At 62.1% G+C, this 17567-nt stretch carries 14 protein-coding genes; 5 read left to right on the plus strand and 9 right to left on the minus strand.

Going from position 1 to position 17567, the window contains the following annotated elements; genetic code table 11:
• Nucleotides 1-3: 3 nt before the first annotated feature.
• Nucleotides 4-1518: an MFS transporter gene (locus SPBM01_RS14690; protein ID WP_262504184.1), complete on the plus strand. Its 1515-nt coding sequence runs from the start codon at nt 4-6 to the stop codon at nt 1516-1518.
• An 861-nt stretch (nt 1519-2379) separates the two neighbouring features.
• Here SPBM01_RS14690 and SPBM01_RS14695 read toward each other — a convergent pair.
• Together SPBM01_RS14695 and SPBM01_RS14700 are read right to left on the minus strand one after the other, a co-directional pair.
• Nucleotides 2380-3522 (minus strand): YdcF family protein, encoded by a 1143-nt coding sequence (locus SPBM01_RS14695; RefSeq protein ID WP_188062369.1) that lies wholly within the window; start codon nt 3520-3522, stop codon nt 2380-2382.
• Nucleotides 3522-6008 carry a TonB-dependent receptor gene (locus SPBM01_RS14700; protein WP_188062371.1) on the minus strand — a complete coding sequence of 829 codons (2487 nt, stop codon included), beginning with the start codon at nt 6006-6008 and terminating at the stop codon, nt 3522-3524. Before SPBM01_RS14700 ends, SPBM01_RS14695 begins: the two co-directional genes overlap by 1 nt.
• Nucleotides 6009-6142: 134 nt before the next feature.
• On the opposite strand from SPBM01_RS14700, the gene SPBM01_RS14705 reads away from it, so the two are divergent.
• Entirely contained in the window at nt 6143-7255 is a 1113-nt protein-coding gene (locus SPBM01_RS14705) for an ROK family transcriptional regulator (protein ID WP_188062372.1), read from the plus strand.
• Between the two features lie 7 nt (nt 7256-7262).
• Here the strand turns inward: SPBM01_RS14705 and SPBM01_RS14710 are convergent, their stop codons facing one another.
• The gene (locus SPBM01_RS14710; RefSeq protein WP_188062374.1) at nt 7263-8078 is read right to left on the minus strand and encodes a transglutaminase-like domain-containing protein; all 816 of its coding nucleotides are present in this window, start codon (nt 8076-8078) and stop codon (nt 7263-7265) included.
• A gap of 5 nt (nt 8079-8083) precedes the next feature.
• The gene (locus SPBM01_RS14715; protein WP_188062376.1) at nt 8084-9022 is read right to left on the minus strand and encodes a transglutaminase N-terminal domain-containing protein; all 939 of its coding nucleotides are present in this window, start codon (nt 9020-9022) and stop codon (nt 8084-8086) included.
• Nucleotides 9023-9036: 14 nt separating this feature from the next.
• Here SPBM01_RS14715 and SPBM01_RS14720 point away from each other — a divergent pair, with 14 nt between their 5' ends.
• Nucleotides 9037-9810, plus strand: coding sequence for an N-formylglutamate amidohydrolase (locus SPBM01_RS14720; RefSeq protein WP_188062377.1), 774 nt, complete (start codon nt 9037-9039; stop codon nt 9808-9810).
• A gap of 20 nt (nt 9811-9830) precedes the next feature.
• Here the strand turns inward: SPBM01_RS14720 and SPBM01_RS14725 are convergent, their stop codons facing one another.
• The 3 genes from SPBM01_RS14725 to SPBM01_RS14735 all read right to left on the minus strand — a co-directional run bounded on the left by SPBM01_RS14725 (nt 9831) and on the right by SPBM01_RS14735 (nt 12793).
• Complete coding sequence (locus tag SPBM01_RS14725) at nt 9831-10943, minus strand: alpha/beta hydrolase family esterase (RefSeq protein WP_188062379.1); 1113 nt, start codon at nt 10941-10943, stop codon at nt 9831-9833.
• 174 nt (nt 10944-11117) lie between these two features.
• Nucleotides 11118-12047, minus strand: a complete 930-nt coding sequence (locus SPBM01_RS14730) for an electron transfer flavoprotein subunit alpha/FixB family protein (protein WP_188062382.1) — start codon at nt 12045-12047, stop codon at nt 11118-11120.
• Nucleotides 12044-12793 (minus strand): electron transfer flavoprotein subunit beta/FixA family protein, encoded by a 750-nt coding sequence (locus tag SPBM01_RS14735; RefSeq protein ID WP_188062383.1) that lies wholly within the window; start codon nt 12791-12793, stop codon nt 12044-12046. Before SPBM01_RS14735 ends, SPBM01_RS14730 begins: the two co-directional genes overlap by 4 nt.
• A 130-nt stretch (nt 12794-12923) precedes the next feature.
• Between SPBM01_RS14735 and SPBM01_RS14740 the strand changes: the two genes are divergently transcribed.
• Together SPBM01_RS14740 and SPBM01_RS14745 are read left to right on the plus strand one after the other, a co-directional pair.
• Nucleotides 12924-13658 (plus strand): FadR/GntR family transcriptional regulator, encoded by a 735-nt coding sequence (locus tag SPBM01_RS14740; RefSeq protein WP_188062385.1) that lies wholly within the window; start codon nt 12924-12926, stop codon nt 13656-13658.
• Between the two features lie 72 nt (nt 13659-13730).
• Nucleotides 13731-14918 carry a CaiB/BaiF CoA transferase family protein gene (locus tag SPBM01_RS14745; protein ID WP_188062387.1) on the plus strand — a complete coding sequence of 396 codons (1188 nt, stop codon included), beginning with the start codon at nt 13731-13733 and terminating at the stop codon, nt 14916-14918.
• Nucleotides 14919-15322: 404 nt separating this feature from the next.
• On the opposite strand, the gene SPBM01_RS14750 is transcribed toward SPBM01_RS14745, so the two are convergent.
• A complete protein-coding gene (locus SPBM01_RS14750; protein ID WP_188062388.1) occupies nt 15323-16057 on the minus strand; it encodes a hypothetical protein in 735 nt (244 codons plus the stop codon).
• A gap of 232 nt (nt 16058-16289) precedes the next feature.
• Complete coding sequence (locus tag SPBM01_RS14755; RefSeq protein ID WP_188062389.1) at nt 16290-17429, minus strand: acyl-CoA dehydrogenase family protein; 1140 nt, start codon at nt 17427-17429, stop codon at nt 16290-16292.
• Nucleotides 17430-17567: the final 138 nt, after the last annotated feature.

Below are 17567 nucleotides of genomic sequence, written 5' to 3' on the forward strand. Positions count from 1 at the left end.
GCCATGGTTCAGCCCATGCTGCCGCATGTCGCCCGTGAGGGCCGGTTTTTCGCTTATGCTTCGGGTAATTTCGGCAAGGCGCTGATCTTTTCCGGCGCGGACGTGACGATCCTGTTTCTGCTGACCGACCTGCTGGGCCTTTCGGCGACGGCCGCAGGATCGCTGATGCTGGTCGCGCTGTGTGGCGATCTTGTGTTCGATTTGCTTGCCGCCCGGCTGGTCATTCGCTTGGCGCAGTCGGGTAAGGGCTATCGCTGGATGGTGATTGCCGCCGCCATCCCGTGCGGCATGGCGTTTGCGATGCTCTACGCCATGCCTGCGCTGGGCCTGCGCACGGAATGGATGCTGGCCTGCGCGCTGTTGCTGTTCCGCAGCGCTTATGCGGTGATCGACGTGCCGCATAATGCGCTGATGGCGCAGATCACCAGTGACAGCCGCGCGCGCGGCCGAGTGTCGGGCTATCGGCTGTTCTTCAGCACGGCGGCGGCGCTGGCGATCGCCACCATCCTGACGCCCCTGGTGCAGGAGGCCGGGCGCAGCCATGCGTTCGACCGGCTGGCGCTCACCGGGATTATTGCGGGCGCCTTGTTTGCTGTAACGATGATCCTGTGCGCCTTGACATCGGGCAGGGGCATCGTCCGCGCCGGTGCGGCAGCCCCGGACGGAGACGGAATAGGCATACCGTTGCGCGATCCGATGGTGATCGGCATGGGGCTATTGGCACTCATCACTGGCTTTGCCGCACCGACATTCGGGCGGATGCTGCTCTATATCGGCACCTATGTCGCCGATCGGCCTGGTCAGGTGCCGATGCTGCTGCTGGCGCTTACCCTGGGGCAGTTTGTCGGCGTCCTGATATGGACGGCGCTGACGGGGCGTTTCAGCAAGAGCCACCTGCTGGCCATGGGTCATGGCGTGGTTGCTGTCGGCATCCTGGCTTTTGCCCTGTGCCTGCATTGGCCCGTCGCCCTGCTGGCCTGCGCCATCCTGATCGGCTTTGGCTTTGCCAGCGTCTATATGCTGCCGTGGGGATTGCTGGCCGATGCGATCGACAGTGTCGCGTGGCGGCACGGTCGCCGGTTCGAAACGGGACTGTTCGCCTTCTACCTCGTCGTCGTGAAGGCCAGCGGCGCGGGCGCGACGGCGCTGATCGGATGGACTTTGGGATGGGTCGGCTATGCCCCCGACACGGCGCAGGCCATGCCGGTTCAGGCGGTAATGCTGGGTCTGGGGCTGGGCGTGCCGATCGTCGGATCTATTGCTGCGATCACCCTGATGCGGCATTTCGATATGGATCATCGCCGCCACGCGCGCCTGCTGACGGCTTTGTCCTATCGCAGCAGGCGCGCGGCGCGCAGTTCGGTTCAATCCGGCGCGGACCCCGTTTCCGGGTTGAAGGCGGGATTGGAAAATTCGGGCGGCGCAGGCGTGACTTTTGCAGGCGGCACGGCGCTTTCCGTCCATGCGCGACAGAACATGTCGCGTAGCATCGTTGCCCCGGCCGCGGCCCTTTCATAAACCAGCGCGCGCGCATCCTTATCGGCAAAATCGGCAAAGCCGTTGCGCTTTTCCAATATGTAGACCCTTTCCATCTTGTCGCCGGCGCTATCCAGAAAGGCCAGTACCGCGTCGAACATGTCGCCGCTGCGGTGGCCGGGCGCACCGATGCGCGGGGCGATGTCCGCGACGCTCAGCGCCATGCCATCGACCAGCTGGCTTTCGAACCGGCCATGGATGCTGCGTTCGCGCGTATAGTCTTTGGGATTGTCGCCGCGCCAGCCATCGGAATGTACCGAGTCATGCAATGGCTGTGCGCCATCGCCGATATAATGGCCCAACCGGATCGCCTGAAATGCGCAATGTTGATCCGGCACCGATGCGTCGCGGCCTTCGGCCTGCGCCTTGCGGACATAGCGCATACATACGACCAGCCGGTCATAGGCCTCGATCGCGGCATAGGGCAGGGTACCGGTCCAGCGGACATTGGTGCGCGCGGCGGTTTGCGGGTCGCTGTCCTTGATCGTGTCATAGCGCTTATAGAGCGCGAGGATGAATTCGTAGCGGGAGCGGGGGATCGGCTTTACGAAAGTAAACTGTTCGCGAAACCAGCCATGATTGGGGTCTTCCTCCATTTTCGAGAAATTTTCCGTGTCGCCGCGCCAGCTGTCGGGCAGCGATGCGGATGCCGCGATATAATCGGCATAGTGGCGCAGAAAGATCGGGCCATCGTCGGGAATCGCATCGATGGCGGCGCGGTCGATGACGGCATGGGCGGTATTGCCCCATGCGTGCGCGCTTTGCGGCGCCAGCGCCAGCACGCTGGCGATCGTGAGGGTAAGGGCAAAAGCGCGCATGGTCATGGTCCTTTGACGCAAGGGTTCAGGGGTCGAGCGGATCGCGCGGATCGACCCGCGCGGACGTGGCGGCGGGACGAAATTCCAGTTCGGTGGGCGACAGGCGCTGGCCCAGGATGCCGGGCTGATAACCCAGTTCGGCCTCGTTGCGCTTGACGAACTGAGCGCTGCCGATCGCCGCGCTCTGCCCCGGATTGCAAACGATCAGCGCATCGCGATTCATCGGCGCACCCATTGCCATCAACAACCGGCTGGCGTTGCGCAAATTGGTGGTGGTGTGCCGGGCATAGGGTTCGATCAGGATCGCGTCGGCCGGAACCCTATAGCGTTCGATCAGCGCGTCGCGCATCTCCTGCGCTTCGGTAAAGCGTGTCGCGCGCGGGTGCGCCCGCCCGCCGGTCACGATGATGAAGGGCGCTTCGCCCCGCGCAAAGCGATTGGCGGCCAGACGCAGATGATATTTGCCATAGGGGCTGATCGCCATATCGGCGACTTCCGGTCCCACACCGGTCACGATCAAGGCCGTGTAGCGATAACGCTGCCATTCCATCTTGCGCGCGCGCTGCATCGCGGCGGCATTGGCACCCGCGTTCAGCGGCTCGAACCCGATCGCATCGGTCCGGTCGCTCACGTCCAGCAACGCCAGCGCATAGGCGAAACTGAGGTCGATCGCCGGGGGCGTGCTTTGGCCCGGCGTGCGCGCGATCCATTCGGCAGCCTGCAATCGCGCCTGCCGTTCCAGCGGGTCGATGGTCCCGGCGCCGTCGATCTGGGCATAGGGCGGCACCTGCCCCAGTGCATAGGTGCGCAGGATGGCGTTGACGCCTTCCATCTCACGCCGCGCCTGCGCCGCTGCGCCGTCGTCGGGCAAAGGACCATGGGCTGGCACCCTGTCGGCCATCGCCGTCATCTCAGCCTGCGTCCACATCATCGCCTGCGCGCCGCAGACCAGATCGTCGCCGCACGCTGCTTTCCGGCCCCGTCGCGCATCCAGCATGGCGACCATCGCGTCATTGGGCTGCATCCTGTCGAACAGCGGGAACAGCCGTTGCGCCAGCCGTTCGGTCACCCCGTCGCGAACTGTCCCGGCATCTGCCGGGACAGTCGCACACAGCGCCGCAGCCACCATGACACCGACAGGTGTCAAACATGTCAGGCGGCGACCCATCACCAGGACTTGCTGATGACGAGGCGGAAGTTACGGCCGAAGATCGGACGACCATAGATCGCTTCCGCGCTACCCTGACCGCTCAGAGAGTCGGTGCGGGTATTGCCTTCGGTCAGGCCATGGGCATTGAACAGATTGTCGCCCACCACCTGCATCTGCCAGCTGCCATGACGCGCAGTCAGCCCTGCGCCGACCGTGCCATAAGCGGGCAGGGCAGTATTGTTATACAGGTCGACGAAGCGCTTCCCCATATAGGTGTAGCGGCCATAAACCGATATGTCCGTCTCGCCCGTCTGGAAGTCGAAGCTGGGGCGGATATTGCCATAGATTTTGGGCTGGCGGACGATCTGGTTGCCTTCGACCTGTTCCGGGTTCGCGCCAGTCGAACTCTGGAAACTCTTATATTTGGGGTCGCTGATCGTCAGCGCGCCGTTCAGCGTGAACCAGGGCGTTACCGCGACCGATGCGTCGAACTCTACGCCCTTGACCTTCGCCTCGCCGATGAAGGGAATGTTCACGTCATTGCGCCCGGTCGTCGGGTCAAATGCCAGGAACGAAGCATTTAACGGGTCGAAATTGGTATAGAAACCCGTGACATAGAGGTAGGAGCGACCCGATGCGAGTTTCAGCCCCGCTTCGAACTGGTCGGCGACGGTCGTGATGATCGTCGGGTTGATGCTCATCACCGTCTGAACGTTGGGTGGCGTTTCCAGATGCGACGCGCGGCCATAGATGCCGACATTGGCGCTGAAGTCGTAATTCGCACCGACCGTCCAGTTGGTGACGCTTGGCTTCAACTGCGCATTGACGATCGCCCCGGTAAAGGCGCGGGTCGTGTCGTCTGCCAGCGTCGTGGTGCTGCCCAGATTGGCCTGCGTGGTCAGCGCGGCCCAGCCCTTATAATCATAGCGTTCGTGGCGGATGCCCGCGTCGATACGCAGGCCGGGGATCACTTCCCAGGTGTCGTTGGCGTAGAGCGCGAACATCTTGGCATCCGCGTCACCCTGGCTCAGGGTCGCGGCATAGCTCAGCACGCCATTGTCGGTGACACGGCCCAGTTCCGTACCCGCTGCGTTATACGCGACCAGATCGAGTGTGCGCGGCTTGCCCGCCACTTCGATCAGGTAATTCTGGTAGGTTGTGCGGCTGCTTTCGCCATAGGCGCTGGCATAGAGGCCCAGCTTGATGTCATGGCTGCCAATGCCGGTGTCGAACCGCTTGGCGACCGAGAAATTGCCCTGCGTCGAATAATATTTGGAATGAATGTCGCGATACTGGCCCTGCATGACCAGGCCCGATGCGGCGGCGGGGTTATAGACTGTGTTGGTGCCGGCCAGCACATAGGCAAAGCGGCTGACTGCGCCGAATGCCGTGGTCGCACGGGCCAGATAGCCATTGGCGAAGCTGGTCGCGTCGGCCGGGTTGGTGGTCGAATAGAAAGCGGTGAAATCCAGCTGACCCTGGGTATAACCTGCCTTGGCCGACACCAGCCAGCCGTCGAAATCCGCTTCATATTGCGCGCCGATGTTGATCATCTGCATATGACGGCCATCGGACAGGTCGCTGGTTTGATTCTGTATCACGCCTGCGCCATCACGATATTTCAGGTTGACGTTGCGCAGCGCGGGCGAATTCATCGTGCCTTCGAAAAAGTCGATATAGGGGTTGAGCGACACGGCCGGATTGCGCGGATCGGCAATCGGGATCGGCAGATAGAACACATTGTGATCGTTGACATAGTTCAGGCTCAGCTTGATCGAGCCATTGTCCAGATCATGCTTGATGTTCGCGCGGATCTGGCCGCCCTTGTCGTTGGGAAAGCCATTGTCGCGATAGCCGTCATGCAGGCGCATGAAGCCGCCGATCGCATAATAGGTGTTCTTGCCAAGCGGCCCTGCCTGATAGGCGTCGAGGCGATAGAGGCCGGTATCGCCCAGCGTCAGTTGCGCCTTGCCACGCGGAGTGTCGCTGCCCGTCACCGTGATGGCGTTGATGATCGCGCCGGAATAGCTGGCATAAACGGGGGCCGGGCCGCCGCGCACGACTTCGACATGGTCGGTCATCAGATCTTGTTTCAGGATCGCGTCGCCACGGAAGAACACGCCGTCATTTTCGTGGAACAGCGGCAGGCCGTCCTGCTGGAAGCTGACGAAGCCGCCATCATTGGGCAGGCCGCGAATACGGTAGATATTCTGCACTTCGCCGCCGGTGATTTCGGTCTGGAAACCGGGCAACTGGCCGATCAGGTCAGCGAAGTTGACGGGCGCAATCTTTTCCACATCCTCGTTAGAGATTGTGTTGATCGCATAGGATACGTCGAACCGGCGCTGCGCGCGGGTGGATCCGGTGACGATGATGTCGCCCTGTGCTTCGCCCGCTTCGGCGGGCTGCTGCGCAGGGGCAACGTCCTGCGCGAAGGCGGGGGTGATGAAGGCGGAACAGAGCGCGGCAAAGGCCGTGCCGGTGGCAAAAATGGTCTTGGTCATGGAGAAGCCCCTCTCTGGTGGTCGAGCGGCCCGTGGTCTTTCTGTGTGACGTTTTTAATTATTGTTGTGAAAATAAATAATAGTACCTACCCGTCCCGCTACCCCATCTGCATCGAGGAAAAAGGGCGTGGTCCGTGCATTTTCCGACCTTTGAAAAGGACCAGCGGCGCATCCTGCACCTGCTGCGCAAGTCCGGTCCGTTGTCGCGGTCCGCGCTGGCGACCGCGCTGGAAATCAGCGGAACGGCGCTTACCCGCCTGTCGCGCGACTTGCTGGCGCTGGGCGTGGTGGAGGAAATGGCCGACAGCGAATCGCAGGGCCGGGGCCGCCCTGCCGTGCCGCTGCGGTTGGCGGCCAAGGGCGGCTATGCGGTGGGCGCGACGGCGCACAAAGGTCTGCTCGACCTGTCGCTGGTCGATTTCACCGGCGCGACGATCGCGACGCATCATGAAGCGATCGACCCGATAGCGCCCAAGGCATTCGCGCGAAAAGTGCGTGGCCTGACACATGAAATGGTCGATCGCCATGGCCTGCTGGGGCAACGGATGCTGGGCATCGGCATCGCCGTGCCGGGACCGTCGCTCTCGCTCGCCGGGGATAGGTGGAGCGTTGTCGATGTGTTGCCGGGATGGCGCGACGCGCCGCTGCGCGAGATATTTTCCGCCGAACTGGGTTGGCCATTATGGATCGAAAATGATGCCAATGCCGCCGCGATCGCCGAATATTATCTGGGCGGGCTGATGCGGGATTTTTCCACCATCGTCGTGCTGCTGCTGGGGTTCGGCATTGGCGCGGGCGTCATTGTCGATGGGCGTCTGGTGCGTGGTCAATTTGGCGTGGCGGGGGAAATTGGCTGCCTGTTTCCCGGCGACCAGCCACGCCCCAGTCCACTCGACCTTCTTGCCATACTGCGCGCCAGTGGCTGCGATATTTCCTCCGTCGCGCAGATAGACCTGGCCGCCCCGGATCAGGCGCCGACAATCGAAAACTGGCTGGACCGCGCGGCGCAGCAACTGGAAATCGTCGCCAACACGGCCTTCGCCTGGCTTGATCCCGGCGCGATCATGCTCGCTGGCACGCTGCCTCCGCCGATCCTGCATGGCCTCGCCGACCGACTCGATCGCGCAGACCTCGTCACCATGCTCGGCCAGCGTCGTCCCCCTGTGCGCGTGTCCATGCTGACAGGATCGCCGATAACATTGGGCGCTGCATTATTGCCGATCCACGCGCTTTCCGCAGAAATATAGGCTCGCCTCAATCGATCGACTGAACTTCGTCGGTATGCACGTCGAACCGCACCAGATTGGCCGTGCCAAATGCCGTGGTCAACGCGACATCGGTGGCGTCGCGCCCGCGCGCCATCAATATGCGGCCGATGCGCGGCTTGTTATGCCGTGCGTCATATGTGTACCAGTCGCCATCGATATAAACATCGAACCACGCGCTGAAATCCATCGGTGCATCCACCGGCGGAATACCGATGTCGCCCAGATAGCCGGTGCAATAGCGCGCCGGGATGTTCATGCACCGGCATAGCGTCACGGCCAGATGCGCAAAATCGCGGCACACGCCCTGCCGTTCCTGATAGGCGTTCCAGGCCGTCTTGTCCGACCGCGCGAAATGATAGCCGAACTGGATATGATTGTGGACGAAATCGACGATCGCATCGACCCGGTCCCGCGCCGACAGATAATGCGCAAAATTCCCCCAAGCGACCTGCATCAGCCGGTCGGTTTCGCAATAGCGACTGCCCAGCAGATAGGGCATGACCGCGTCGGGCAGATCCTCGACCGGCGTCTGAGGGCCATCGGGCGCGCGCACGTCCGGCTCGCCATCATCCTCGATCACGAAATCGCAGGACAAAGTGACGCCCCCTGCCGGAATGGCCAGTCGGGTGGCGACATTGCCGAACCCGTCCTCGAACTGATAAAGCGGTATGTCCGGGCTGGCCATCAACCGCTGGGGCGTGCGCAAATCCTGATGGCGCGAAGGATGCACGTTCAACAACGCCATCATCGCGGTCTTGGTGTCAGTAACGAACTGAATATCATATCCGCAGCGGATCAGCATTTATGTCACTTTCCTGAAACGCCGATGGCTCGGCTGTTGATGGCACCATGGTCGGTCGGGGAAAACAGGGCCGGGTCGGCGCGACGGACATCGACCGTTACGTCCATCCCCAGGAAACTGGCGGGCGGGCCAAACCAGGTGCCGGACATCGGCAGCGCCTGAAAAGGATCGCGCGCGATGGCGACGCGGATCAGGCCGCGATTGCCGATGATGCCGTTGGTCGGATCAAATTCGACCCAGCCCGATCCGGGCAGGAAGATGCGCACCCAGGCATGGGTATTGCCGCCCCCGACCACCCCTTCCGATCGGGACGGGTTGTAGACATAGCCTGACACGAACCGCGCGGCGAAACCCAGCGCCCGCACCGCCTCGATCATCAATACGGCAAAGTCGCGGCACGTCCCCTGCCGTTTCTTCAGCGTTTCGATCGGCGACTGGGTGCCTTTTTCATGGCGCGGGACATAAGTGAATTCCCGTTGGATGCCGGTGGCGATCTGCGTGAGCAGAGCGATCGTTTCGGTATTGCCGTTGTTACTGACGAACCCGCGCGCCCAATTGTCGACGATCCGTTCGGGGTCATGATATTCCCGTTCGATCGACCGCAGCAGGTCGGGCATGTCCTCCGACGAATAGGTGAAGGGGAACAGCCGGGCATAGGCTTCGACATCCACCTGCCTTTGCGCGATCGGTGCGTGGTCCAGCGTCATTTCGCTGGTGACGATCAGCCGCGATGCGCGCTGGTTGAACAAGGCGATCGCGACCGCGTTGCCAAAAACGTCGTGCAGCCAGCGCAACTCGCTGGGCGGCGGGTCGATGTCCAGCCGCGCCGACAGCAGGCGCTGGTCAAATGCTTCGCGCGGGCGCATCATGATGCGATGTTCACCCAAGGATACTGGCTGCTGATAACGATAGGCAGTGACATGATGAATGGTCAGCAACGGCATGGGGTCATGTCCTGATGGCCGGGCGCACGGCATATGGTCTGTTGGGTCCGAATGATCCGGCGCCGTTCGGGCTGTTCAACGCGCAAGGGCGCTCCCCGTTCCTGCTGATCGGCGATCATGCCGGTTGCGCCTTTCCCGCCGCGCTGGGCGACATGGGGCTGGATGCGCAGGACCGGGGCCGTCACATCGCGATCGACATCGGCATATATGGCCTGGGCCATGCGCTCGCCCGCTTGCTCGACGCGCCCTTCCTGCATCAACCCTATTCGCGGCTGGTGATCGATTGTAACCGCGATCCCCTGCACCCTGACGCGATTCCATCCATGTCCGATGGGACATGGATCGGCGGCAATGACGGGTTGGACGATGCGGCAAGGACCGCCCGGATCGCGGCGATCCATAACCCCTATCATCGCGCCATAACGGACCTGATCACTACCCGCGCCGCCGCCGGGCATCAGACGATCCTGCTGTCTTTGCACAGTTTTACGCCGGTCATGGCAGGCATCGCCCGGCCCTGGCATGTCGGGATCATGCATTGGACAGGCTATGTCCATGTCGCTGTCGCAATGCTGGCTGCGCTACGTTCCGATCCGGCCCTGACGGTCGGCGATAATCAGCCTTATGCGATGGATGCCACCGACTATACCGTGCCATTCCATGCCTCCGCCCACGCGCTGCCCTATGCGGAGATCGAGGTGCGGCAAGACCTGATCGGCGATGTCGCGGGGCAATCATCATGGGCGCAACGGCTTGCCGATGCGGCGCGACAAGCCTTGCCCGCTTGAGCATCCCGTCGAAAAGCGCATCATCGCCGCATAAGACCGGCCTTGCGCAGCGCGTCCTCGATAATCGCCGCAACCCCTGCGCCGTTCTTCGCCATGACGGACGGGTGCAAAGTTGGGTGCGCGGGCGCTGGTGACGTTCTATCCGTCTTGGGCGTATTGCCTCGATCCGCAGGGGCCGCCAGCCCCCACGACCGGGCAATGTGCCGCGTGGACGATATGCCAGCCTCCAGCATATAGGGTGCAGGCGTGCCGCATCCGTCCGGCCCCAGACTGCTTAGCGGTGTGCCATGCCCCATGCCCATGATGTCATAGGCTTCGACGACTGATCGACCCTGTGCATCGCGCCAGATCCGGCATGGGGTTCCGTCGACGATATGGCGTTCGGGTGCCACATCGGCAACGCCATGCACGCCCGTCCATTGCGCGACGATACGTTCTGCATTGGACGGCGCTACCGTCCGGTCCGCACTGCCCTGCCACACCGAAATGGTCGGCCATGGTCCGTCATGGTCCGATGCGTCACGGACCAGCGTCGTCAGTCGCGCGTCGGAAGGATAACCCTCCCCCCGCATCCGGGCAAAGGCATCGCCGACCGATGCTGCACTGCCGTGGGGCAAGCCGGCAATGATTGCACCACCGGCAAATATTTCAGGATAGCTCGCCAGCATGATCGACGCCATCGCGCCCCCGGCGGACAGGCCGGTCACGAATATTCGCCGCTCATCGATGTCGTGATTCGCGACCATCGTGGCAATCATCTGTGCGATGGAGCAGGCTTCTCCCTTACCCCGTGCCGAGTCAGCCGGGGAAAACCAGTTGAAGCACAGATTGGGATTATTGGCGCGTTGCTGCTCCGGCAACAGCACGGCAAAGCCCAGTTCATCGGCCAGTTGCGACCAGCCCGCGCCACGATCATAGCCGCCTGCCGTCTGGGTGCAGCCATGCAGCACGACGACCAGCGGCGCGCCAGCCGCCAGATCGTCCGGCAGATAATATCTGGCACGCAAGGCACCGGGGTTGGTGCCAAATGCGCTGATGTCGCTCAGACGGTCGGTCGATGCAGCGTCGCCGTCGGGAAAGGCAGCCGGGCGTAGTTTGGCCAGTTGCGCAATCGTGGCACTTAATCGGGTCATATCACGTCTCCAATGCAGGGCAGGAGCCTTCACCCCTCATCAACGCCCATCATGCACATATTGTTGCTGCACTGCACAATAAACATGGTTCTGCGAATTACCCTGAGAGTGATGGTCGCAAAAAAAGGGCGCGGCCATCGCTGGCCGCGCCCTTTCCTATTGCCCGACGCAGCCTTACAGCTTGGCGGTAAGCTCCGGCACGATCTTGAACAGATCGCCGACCAGCCCGATGTCGGCCACCTGGAATATCGGGGCGTCCTCATCCTTGTTGATGGCGATGATGGTCTTGCTGTCCTTCATTCCGGCAAGATGCTGGATCGCCCCGGAAATGCCGACCGCGACATAGACTTCAGGCGCCACGATCTTGCCGGTCTGCCCGACCTGATAATCGTTCGGCACATAACCTGCGTCCACTGCCGCCCGGCTCGCACCGACGGCCGCGCCCAGCTTGTCGGCCAGCGGGAAGATCACTTCCTCGAACGTCGGCCCGTCCTTCAATGCCCGGCCACCCGACACGATGATCTTCGCACTGGTCAGTTCGGGACGCTCCAGCTTGGCGATCTCTGCGCCGACAAAGGACGACAGTCCCTTGTCCCCGGTCGATGCCACCGCTTCGACCACGCCCGAACCGCCGTCCCGCGCCGCCTTCTCGAACGCGGTGCCGCGCACGGTGATGACCTTCTTGGCGTCCTTGCTGCGGACCGTGGCAATCGCATTGCCCGCATAGATGGGCCGCGTGAACGTGCCGTCGCTCTCGACCGACAATATGTCCGACAGCTGCATCACGTCCAGCAGCGCGGCGACACGCGGCGCGATATTCTTGCCATTGCTCGTGGCCGGCGCGACGAAAGCATCATGATGCCCCATCAGTTCCACGATCAGCGGCGCGATATTCTCCGCCAGCGCATGGCCAAAGGCCGCGTCGTCGGCGACATGCACCTTGCCCACGCCCGCAATCTGCGCGGCGGCATCGGCCACGCCGCCGACGCCTTCGCCAGCGACCAACAAATGCACTTCGCCCAGCTGCGAAGCAGCGGTGACGGCCGAGAGCGTCGCGTCCTTGACCGCGCCGCCTTCATGTTCAACCCATACCAGCGTTTTCATGCGGCTACTCCCATGGCCTTGAGCTTGGCGACCAGTTCATCAACATCGGCGACCTTCACGCCCGCCGTCCGCTTGGGCGGTTCGACGACCTTGAGCGTTTCCAGCCGGGCGCTGATGTCCACGCCATAATCGGCGGGGGTTTTCTGCGCCAAAGGCTTGGATTTCGCCTTCATGATGTTGGGCAGCGAAGCATAGCGCGGCTCGTTCAAACGCAGGTCGGTGGTGATGATCGCGGGCAGCGACAGCTTCACCGTCTCCAGCCCGCCATCGACTTCGCGCGTCACCGAAACGCTGCCATCGGCAACCTCGACCTTGCTGGCGAACGTGCCCTGCGGCAGGCCCAGCAGCGCGGCCAGCATCTGGCCGGTCTGGTTGCTGTCATCGTCGATCGCCTGCTTGCCCAGGATGATCAGGCCAGCGCCTTCCTCTTCCTGCACCTTGGCCAGCAACTTGGCCACGCCCAGCGGCTCGACATCCTCGTCGGTCTGGATCAAAATCGCCCGGTCGGCACCCATGGCCAGCGAAGTCCGCAGCGTTTCCTGCGCCTTCGCCACACCGATCGACACCGCAATCACCTCGGTCGCCACGCCCTTTTCCTTCAGGCGGATCGCTTCCTCGATCGCTATCTCGTCAAACGGATTCATGCTCATCTTCACATTGGCAAGATCAACACCCGTCCCGTCCGCCTTCACACGCGGCTTCACATTATAATCAATCACCCGCTTCACAGGCACAAGGATCTTCATTGCTTGCTCCATTGTTTTAATGGTCAGACCAATAAAGCCTGACGCGCGGCTGTCAATCCCGTTCGGTCCGGCCATTGCGCCTTTCGCGGCGGCGGCTATAGCTTGACCCGTCCCTTTCGGAGCGCACCCTATGGCATCGACCCCGTCCACCAAGCCCAGTTTCGCCCCCATCAAAACGCGGCGTGCGTTTGAAGTGATTTGCGAGCAGATTCGCGAGCAATTGGCCGCAGGCACGCTCAAGGCCGGGGACAAGCTGCCCGCCGAACGCGAACTCGCGGTGGAATTTCAGGTCAGTCGCAGCGCGTTGCGCGAGGCGCTGCGCAGTCTGGAGGTCGCGGGGATCATCCGCAATGTGAAGGGTGCGAAGGGCGGGGCGTTCGTGCAGACGGCCGAGCCGGACCGGATCGTGCAGGCGATGCAGGATTATGTCCATCTGGGCGACATTTCGCTGGGCGAACTGACCGAGGCGCGGTTGGCTTTGCAGGATATCATCGTCCGGCTGGCGTGCGCGCGCGCCACGGAAACCGACCTGGCCGAATTGGAGGCGATTGCCGAGCGGACCAAGCAGGAAACCAGCGTGGAGGCGCGCTATGCCTGCGCCGTGGAATATTATGCTGTGCTGGCGCGAGCGACCAAGAACCGCATCTTCGGCATATTCGTGGATTCGCTGTCGGCGATCCTACATGAATTTGTGCGCGGTCCCGATTATGAAACGTTGCAGCAATCGCTGATCGAGAGCCGGTTCAAGCTGGTGCGGCATTTGCGGGCGAGGGATGAGGAGGCCGCCGTCGCGGAAATGCGCAAGCATCTGGAGCGGGTGCATCGCCATGTCCGCAAGAATAGCAAGGCCGCCGCCAAGGGCTGATTGACCGCGCCGTCCCCATCGTGCAATAGGTAGGACCATTGAATATTTGGTCCGACAGGATGGGTTGAGGATATGGCGGAAAATTCCACGGCAGCGATGGGCGGCGCGCTGGACGGCGTGCGGGTGCTGGATTTCACCAGTGTCATGGCCGGACCCTTTGCCACCCGGATGCTTGCGGACCTTGGCGCGGAGGTCATCAAGGTGGAATCGCTGGAGGGCGATCAGGTCCGTGCGCGGCCGCCAAAGCGCGACGGATACAGCGCCTATTTCGGCACGCTAAACGCGGGCAAGCAGTCCATTGCCTGCAACCTTAAATCGCCCGAAATCCTGGCGCTCATCAAACAACTGGTCGCGACCTGCGACGTGCTGGTCGAAAATTTCCGGCCCGGCGTCATGGCACGTTTTGGCCTGGATTTCGCGGCGCTGGCGGCGATCAACCCGCGGCTCATCTATTGTTCCATTTCCGGCTATGGCCAGACCGGGCCGAAGGCGCTGCACCCGGCCTATGCGCCGGTGATCCATGCCGCCAGCGGTTTCGACATGGTCAATCTGCGCTATCAGGACGGGGCGGATCGGCCCGCGACCAGCGGCATCTTCATCGCCGACGTGCTGGGCGGCACGCATGCTTTCGGCGCGATCCAGGCGGCGCTCTATCAGCGGGAGCGGACCGGGCAGGGGCAGCATATCGACCTGTCGATGCTGGAAGCGATGGTCGGGATGCTGGTGTTCGAAACGCAGGAAGCGCAGTTTCCGGGCGACGCGCGGCGGCCGCTTTATACCCCGCTCAAGACCAGCGACGGCTTCATCATGGTCGCGCCGACCAGCCCGCGCAATTTCGAGCAATTGTCGGACGCGGTCGGCCATCCCGAATGGCGCGACGATCCGCGCTTCCTGACCAATGCGGATCGCAATGCCAATTGGGCGACGCTGCTGGCGCTGACCGAGGAGTGGACGATGGAGCGCAGCGCGGAGGAGGCCGAGGCGATCCTGTCGCGCCATGGCGTGCCATGCGCCCGCTATCGCGAGATTGGCGAGTTGCTGGACGACCCGCAACTGGCGGCGCGCGGCGCCTTTGCGCAGGTGCATGACGGCGCAGGCGCGTTCAAGGTGCCGAATCCGCCCTTCCGCATGAGCGGATCGCGGGTCGAGGCGCGGGACCATGTCGCGCGGCTGGGCGAGGATGGCGCGACGGTGCTGGCCGGGCTGGGCGTCAGCGCGGAGGTGGTCGCGGCATTGCGGGCGCGCGGCGACCTGGGCTGAACCGCGCCGTTGTGAAAGGTGCGAAGTTCACACCGTTGCAGGCCACGCATTTGCGTGGGCGCGGAAGGGTGGCGCGGATTTCGCAATAGGAGATTTTTTGCGAAGTTGGCGCGCGCGGGTTTGTGCGGATGGGGTGGCGTGGGGACGGACGGTTGGAAAGAGCCAAGGGTGAATATGGCATGGGGGCGGGGGTGTAGGACAGGGCGAGATGGCGATCATTGCCATTCCCCAACGTCATGCCGGACTTGACCCGGCATCCCGCTTTTCTTGGCGCAAAAAGCGGGACCCCGGATCAAGTCCGGGGTGACGATTAAGGCGATGTTGGATTTGGCCGGTAGCGGACTGTCAGGCCTTCGCAGCATTACTCTTAAAGCTGCCATCGGAATCTGCGAATGATATCGTCATTATGGCCGGTCCGTCATAACAGTAGCGTGCCCTACCTGCGTCCCGGCGAGAATTTGCTCCGCGGCCTTCACCCCTCCGAATTTCTGCACTGGATCGAAACGGAAACGGAGGAATAGATCGAGTGGGACGGACGCTACGTTGATCATGTGCGTTACAGCATCAATTCGCTTGTGAAACGCCTTCATTAAGTGTGCATCAGCGACAGGGATTTGGCGTTGCAGTCGTTCGAATGTGGGGACGTGGAATGATATGCGGTTTGAGCCGACCGCTGGCCTCCAGCCACGCTCGGCAAAATCGACTGCAAACACCACATCCTCGTGCCAGACATTATCTGCGATGGGGCTTTCGCGATAAACATGCGCGAATGCACGATTGCGGATGTCGAGCAAGATTGTGTGATCGACATGCTCCTGCGGCGCTAACTTCTTCGCATCGAGTTGAATCGAACCGCGCTCGCCCCTCTGCCCGCTTGTGCCAGTGGCTCGCGCATAGAGCATTACGCCTGTTATTAGCAGCGCGTTTTCTGTTGTCGCGCGAGAAAGTGAGCCTTGCTGCCGTGGACTACGCCGCAGTGAATTTAACGCTTCGCAAGCATCAGCAGATTGACGCAGATCAGCGTTGCAGGATTGCACTCGCCATACGCTCTCAATGCTGCGGCGCAAATCATCGAATTGTGCGTCATCTTTAAGCGCGAGTGCGATCTGGCGAAGATCGGTGAAGTCGGGAAAGCTCATGCATGAAAGTTTCGCGTAATAGTGCCCAATTGGCAACCAGGACTTCTGACCAGAGCAATATGACTGTCGCGCAGAGAATTATCGTCGGGCGCCCCTTTTTTTATTTTCCCTTTAGATGGTGTCGGAGAGCGGCAGCTATCCGAAACGCCAAATCGTGTTCTTAGCGACAATAAGTGGCGCAAACCAGAAATTCGGCGGGAGCAGCCTATACCCCTCCCGCCCGCACCCTACGTTACCGCAACAACTCCCGCGAAATCGTATTGCGCTGGATCTCCGACGATCCTTCGTAAATCCGCGTGATGCGGATGTCGCGATAGAGCCGCTCGATCGCGAAACCACGGCAATAGCCTGATCCGCCGAAGATCTGGACCGCCGTATCCACCGTGCGGCTGCCTGCTTCGGTGGCGAACAGCTTGGCCATGGAGGCGAGTTCGCGCTTTTTTTCGCCCTGGTCGTAGCGCCAGCAGGCGTCGAGCAGGATCAGGCGCGCGGCGCGCATGTCGGTCGCCATGGTGGCGATATAATGGCGGATCGCCTGGAAATCCGAGATGACACCACCGAAAGCGGGGCGCACTTTGGATTCCGCGATGGCCAGTTCCAGCGCATATTCGCCCATGCCGACGGCAGTCGCGCCTACGTTCATGCGACCCTCGTTCAACCCTTCGAGCGCATAGTGGAAGCCGCGGCCTTCCTCACCGATCAGGGCGTCGGCGGGCAACTGGCATTCGTCGAAGCTGAGTTCATAGACGCCGGGCGTCGCCGTCCCCATCAGTTCGATCGTGCCGGTGACGGCAAAGCCGGGCGTGTCGGCGGGCATCAGGAAGGCGGAAATGCCGCCGCGCGGCCCCGCTGCCTTGTCGGTATAGGCGTAGACGATCACATATTTGGCGTTCTTGCCGTTGGAAATATAGGTCTTGGAGCCGTTGATGACCCAGCCGTCGGCATTGCGGGTCGCGGTGGTGCGCATGGAACCGGGATCGGACCCGCTATTGGGTTCGGTCAGGGCAAAGGCGATGCCGATTTCGCCCGAACACATGCCGGGGATCAGCTGCTGCTTTTGCGCTTCGGATGCGTGGTAGACGATGTTGCGCGCACCCGGACCCATGAGCGGGCGCAGTTCGGTCCAGAATTGGGGGGGAAGGCGGGCAAGTTCGATCTGCACCGCCGCCTGCGCCAGCGCGCCGAGGCCCAGGCCGCCATATTCCTCTGGCAGGGAAAGGCCGAAATAGCCGTTTTCGATCAGAGTCTTGCGCACGATAGGCGGGACTTTGCCGGTCGCCTGAAATTCCGCTTCATAAGGGAGCAGGTCGCGCACGATGGCGCGGGTGACGTCACAAAATTCCTTGATGTCGTCGGGCAGTTCAAAGTCCATGGGGTGCCTCCTTCTTATCCGAATCCGTGGGGCGGCCATGCGCGCCTCTCAGTATTGGTCCTACCATTGCAATAATGGTCAGTCCATTAAATTTTCCGCTAATTAGGCCCAAGGGTCGCTGTCCTTTGGGGCAGTTGT

It is taken from the genome of Sphingobium sp. KCTC 72723 (genome assembly GCF_014280435.1).
Classification (GTDB): domain Bacteria; phylum Pseudomonadota; class Alphaproteobacteria; order Sphingomonadales; family Sphingomonadaceae; genus Sphingobium.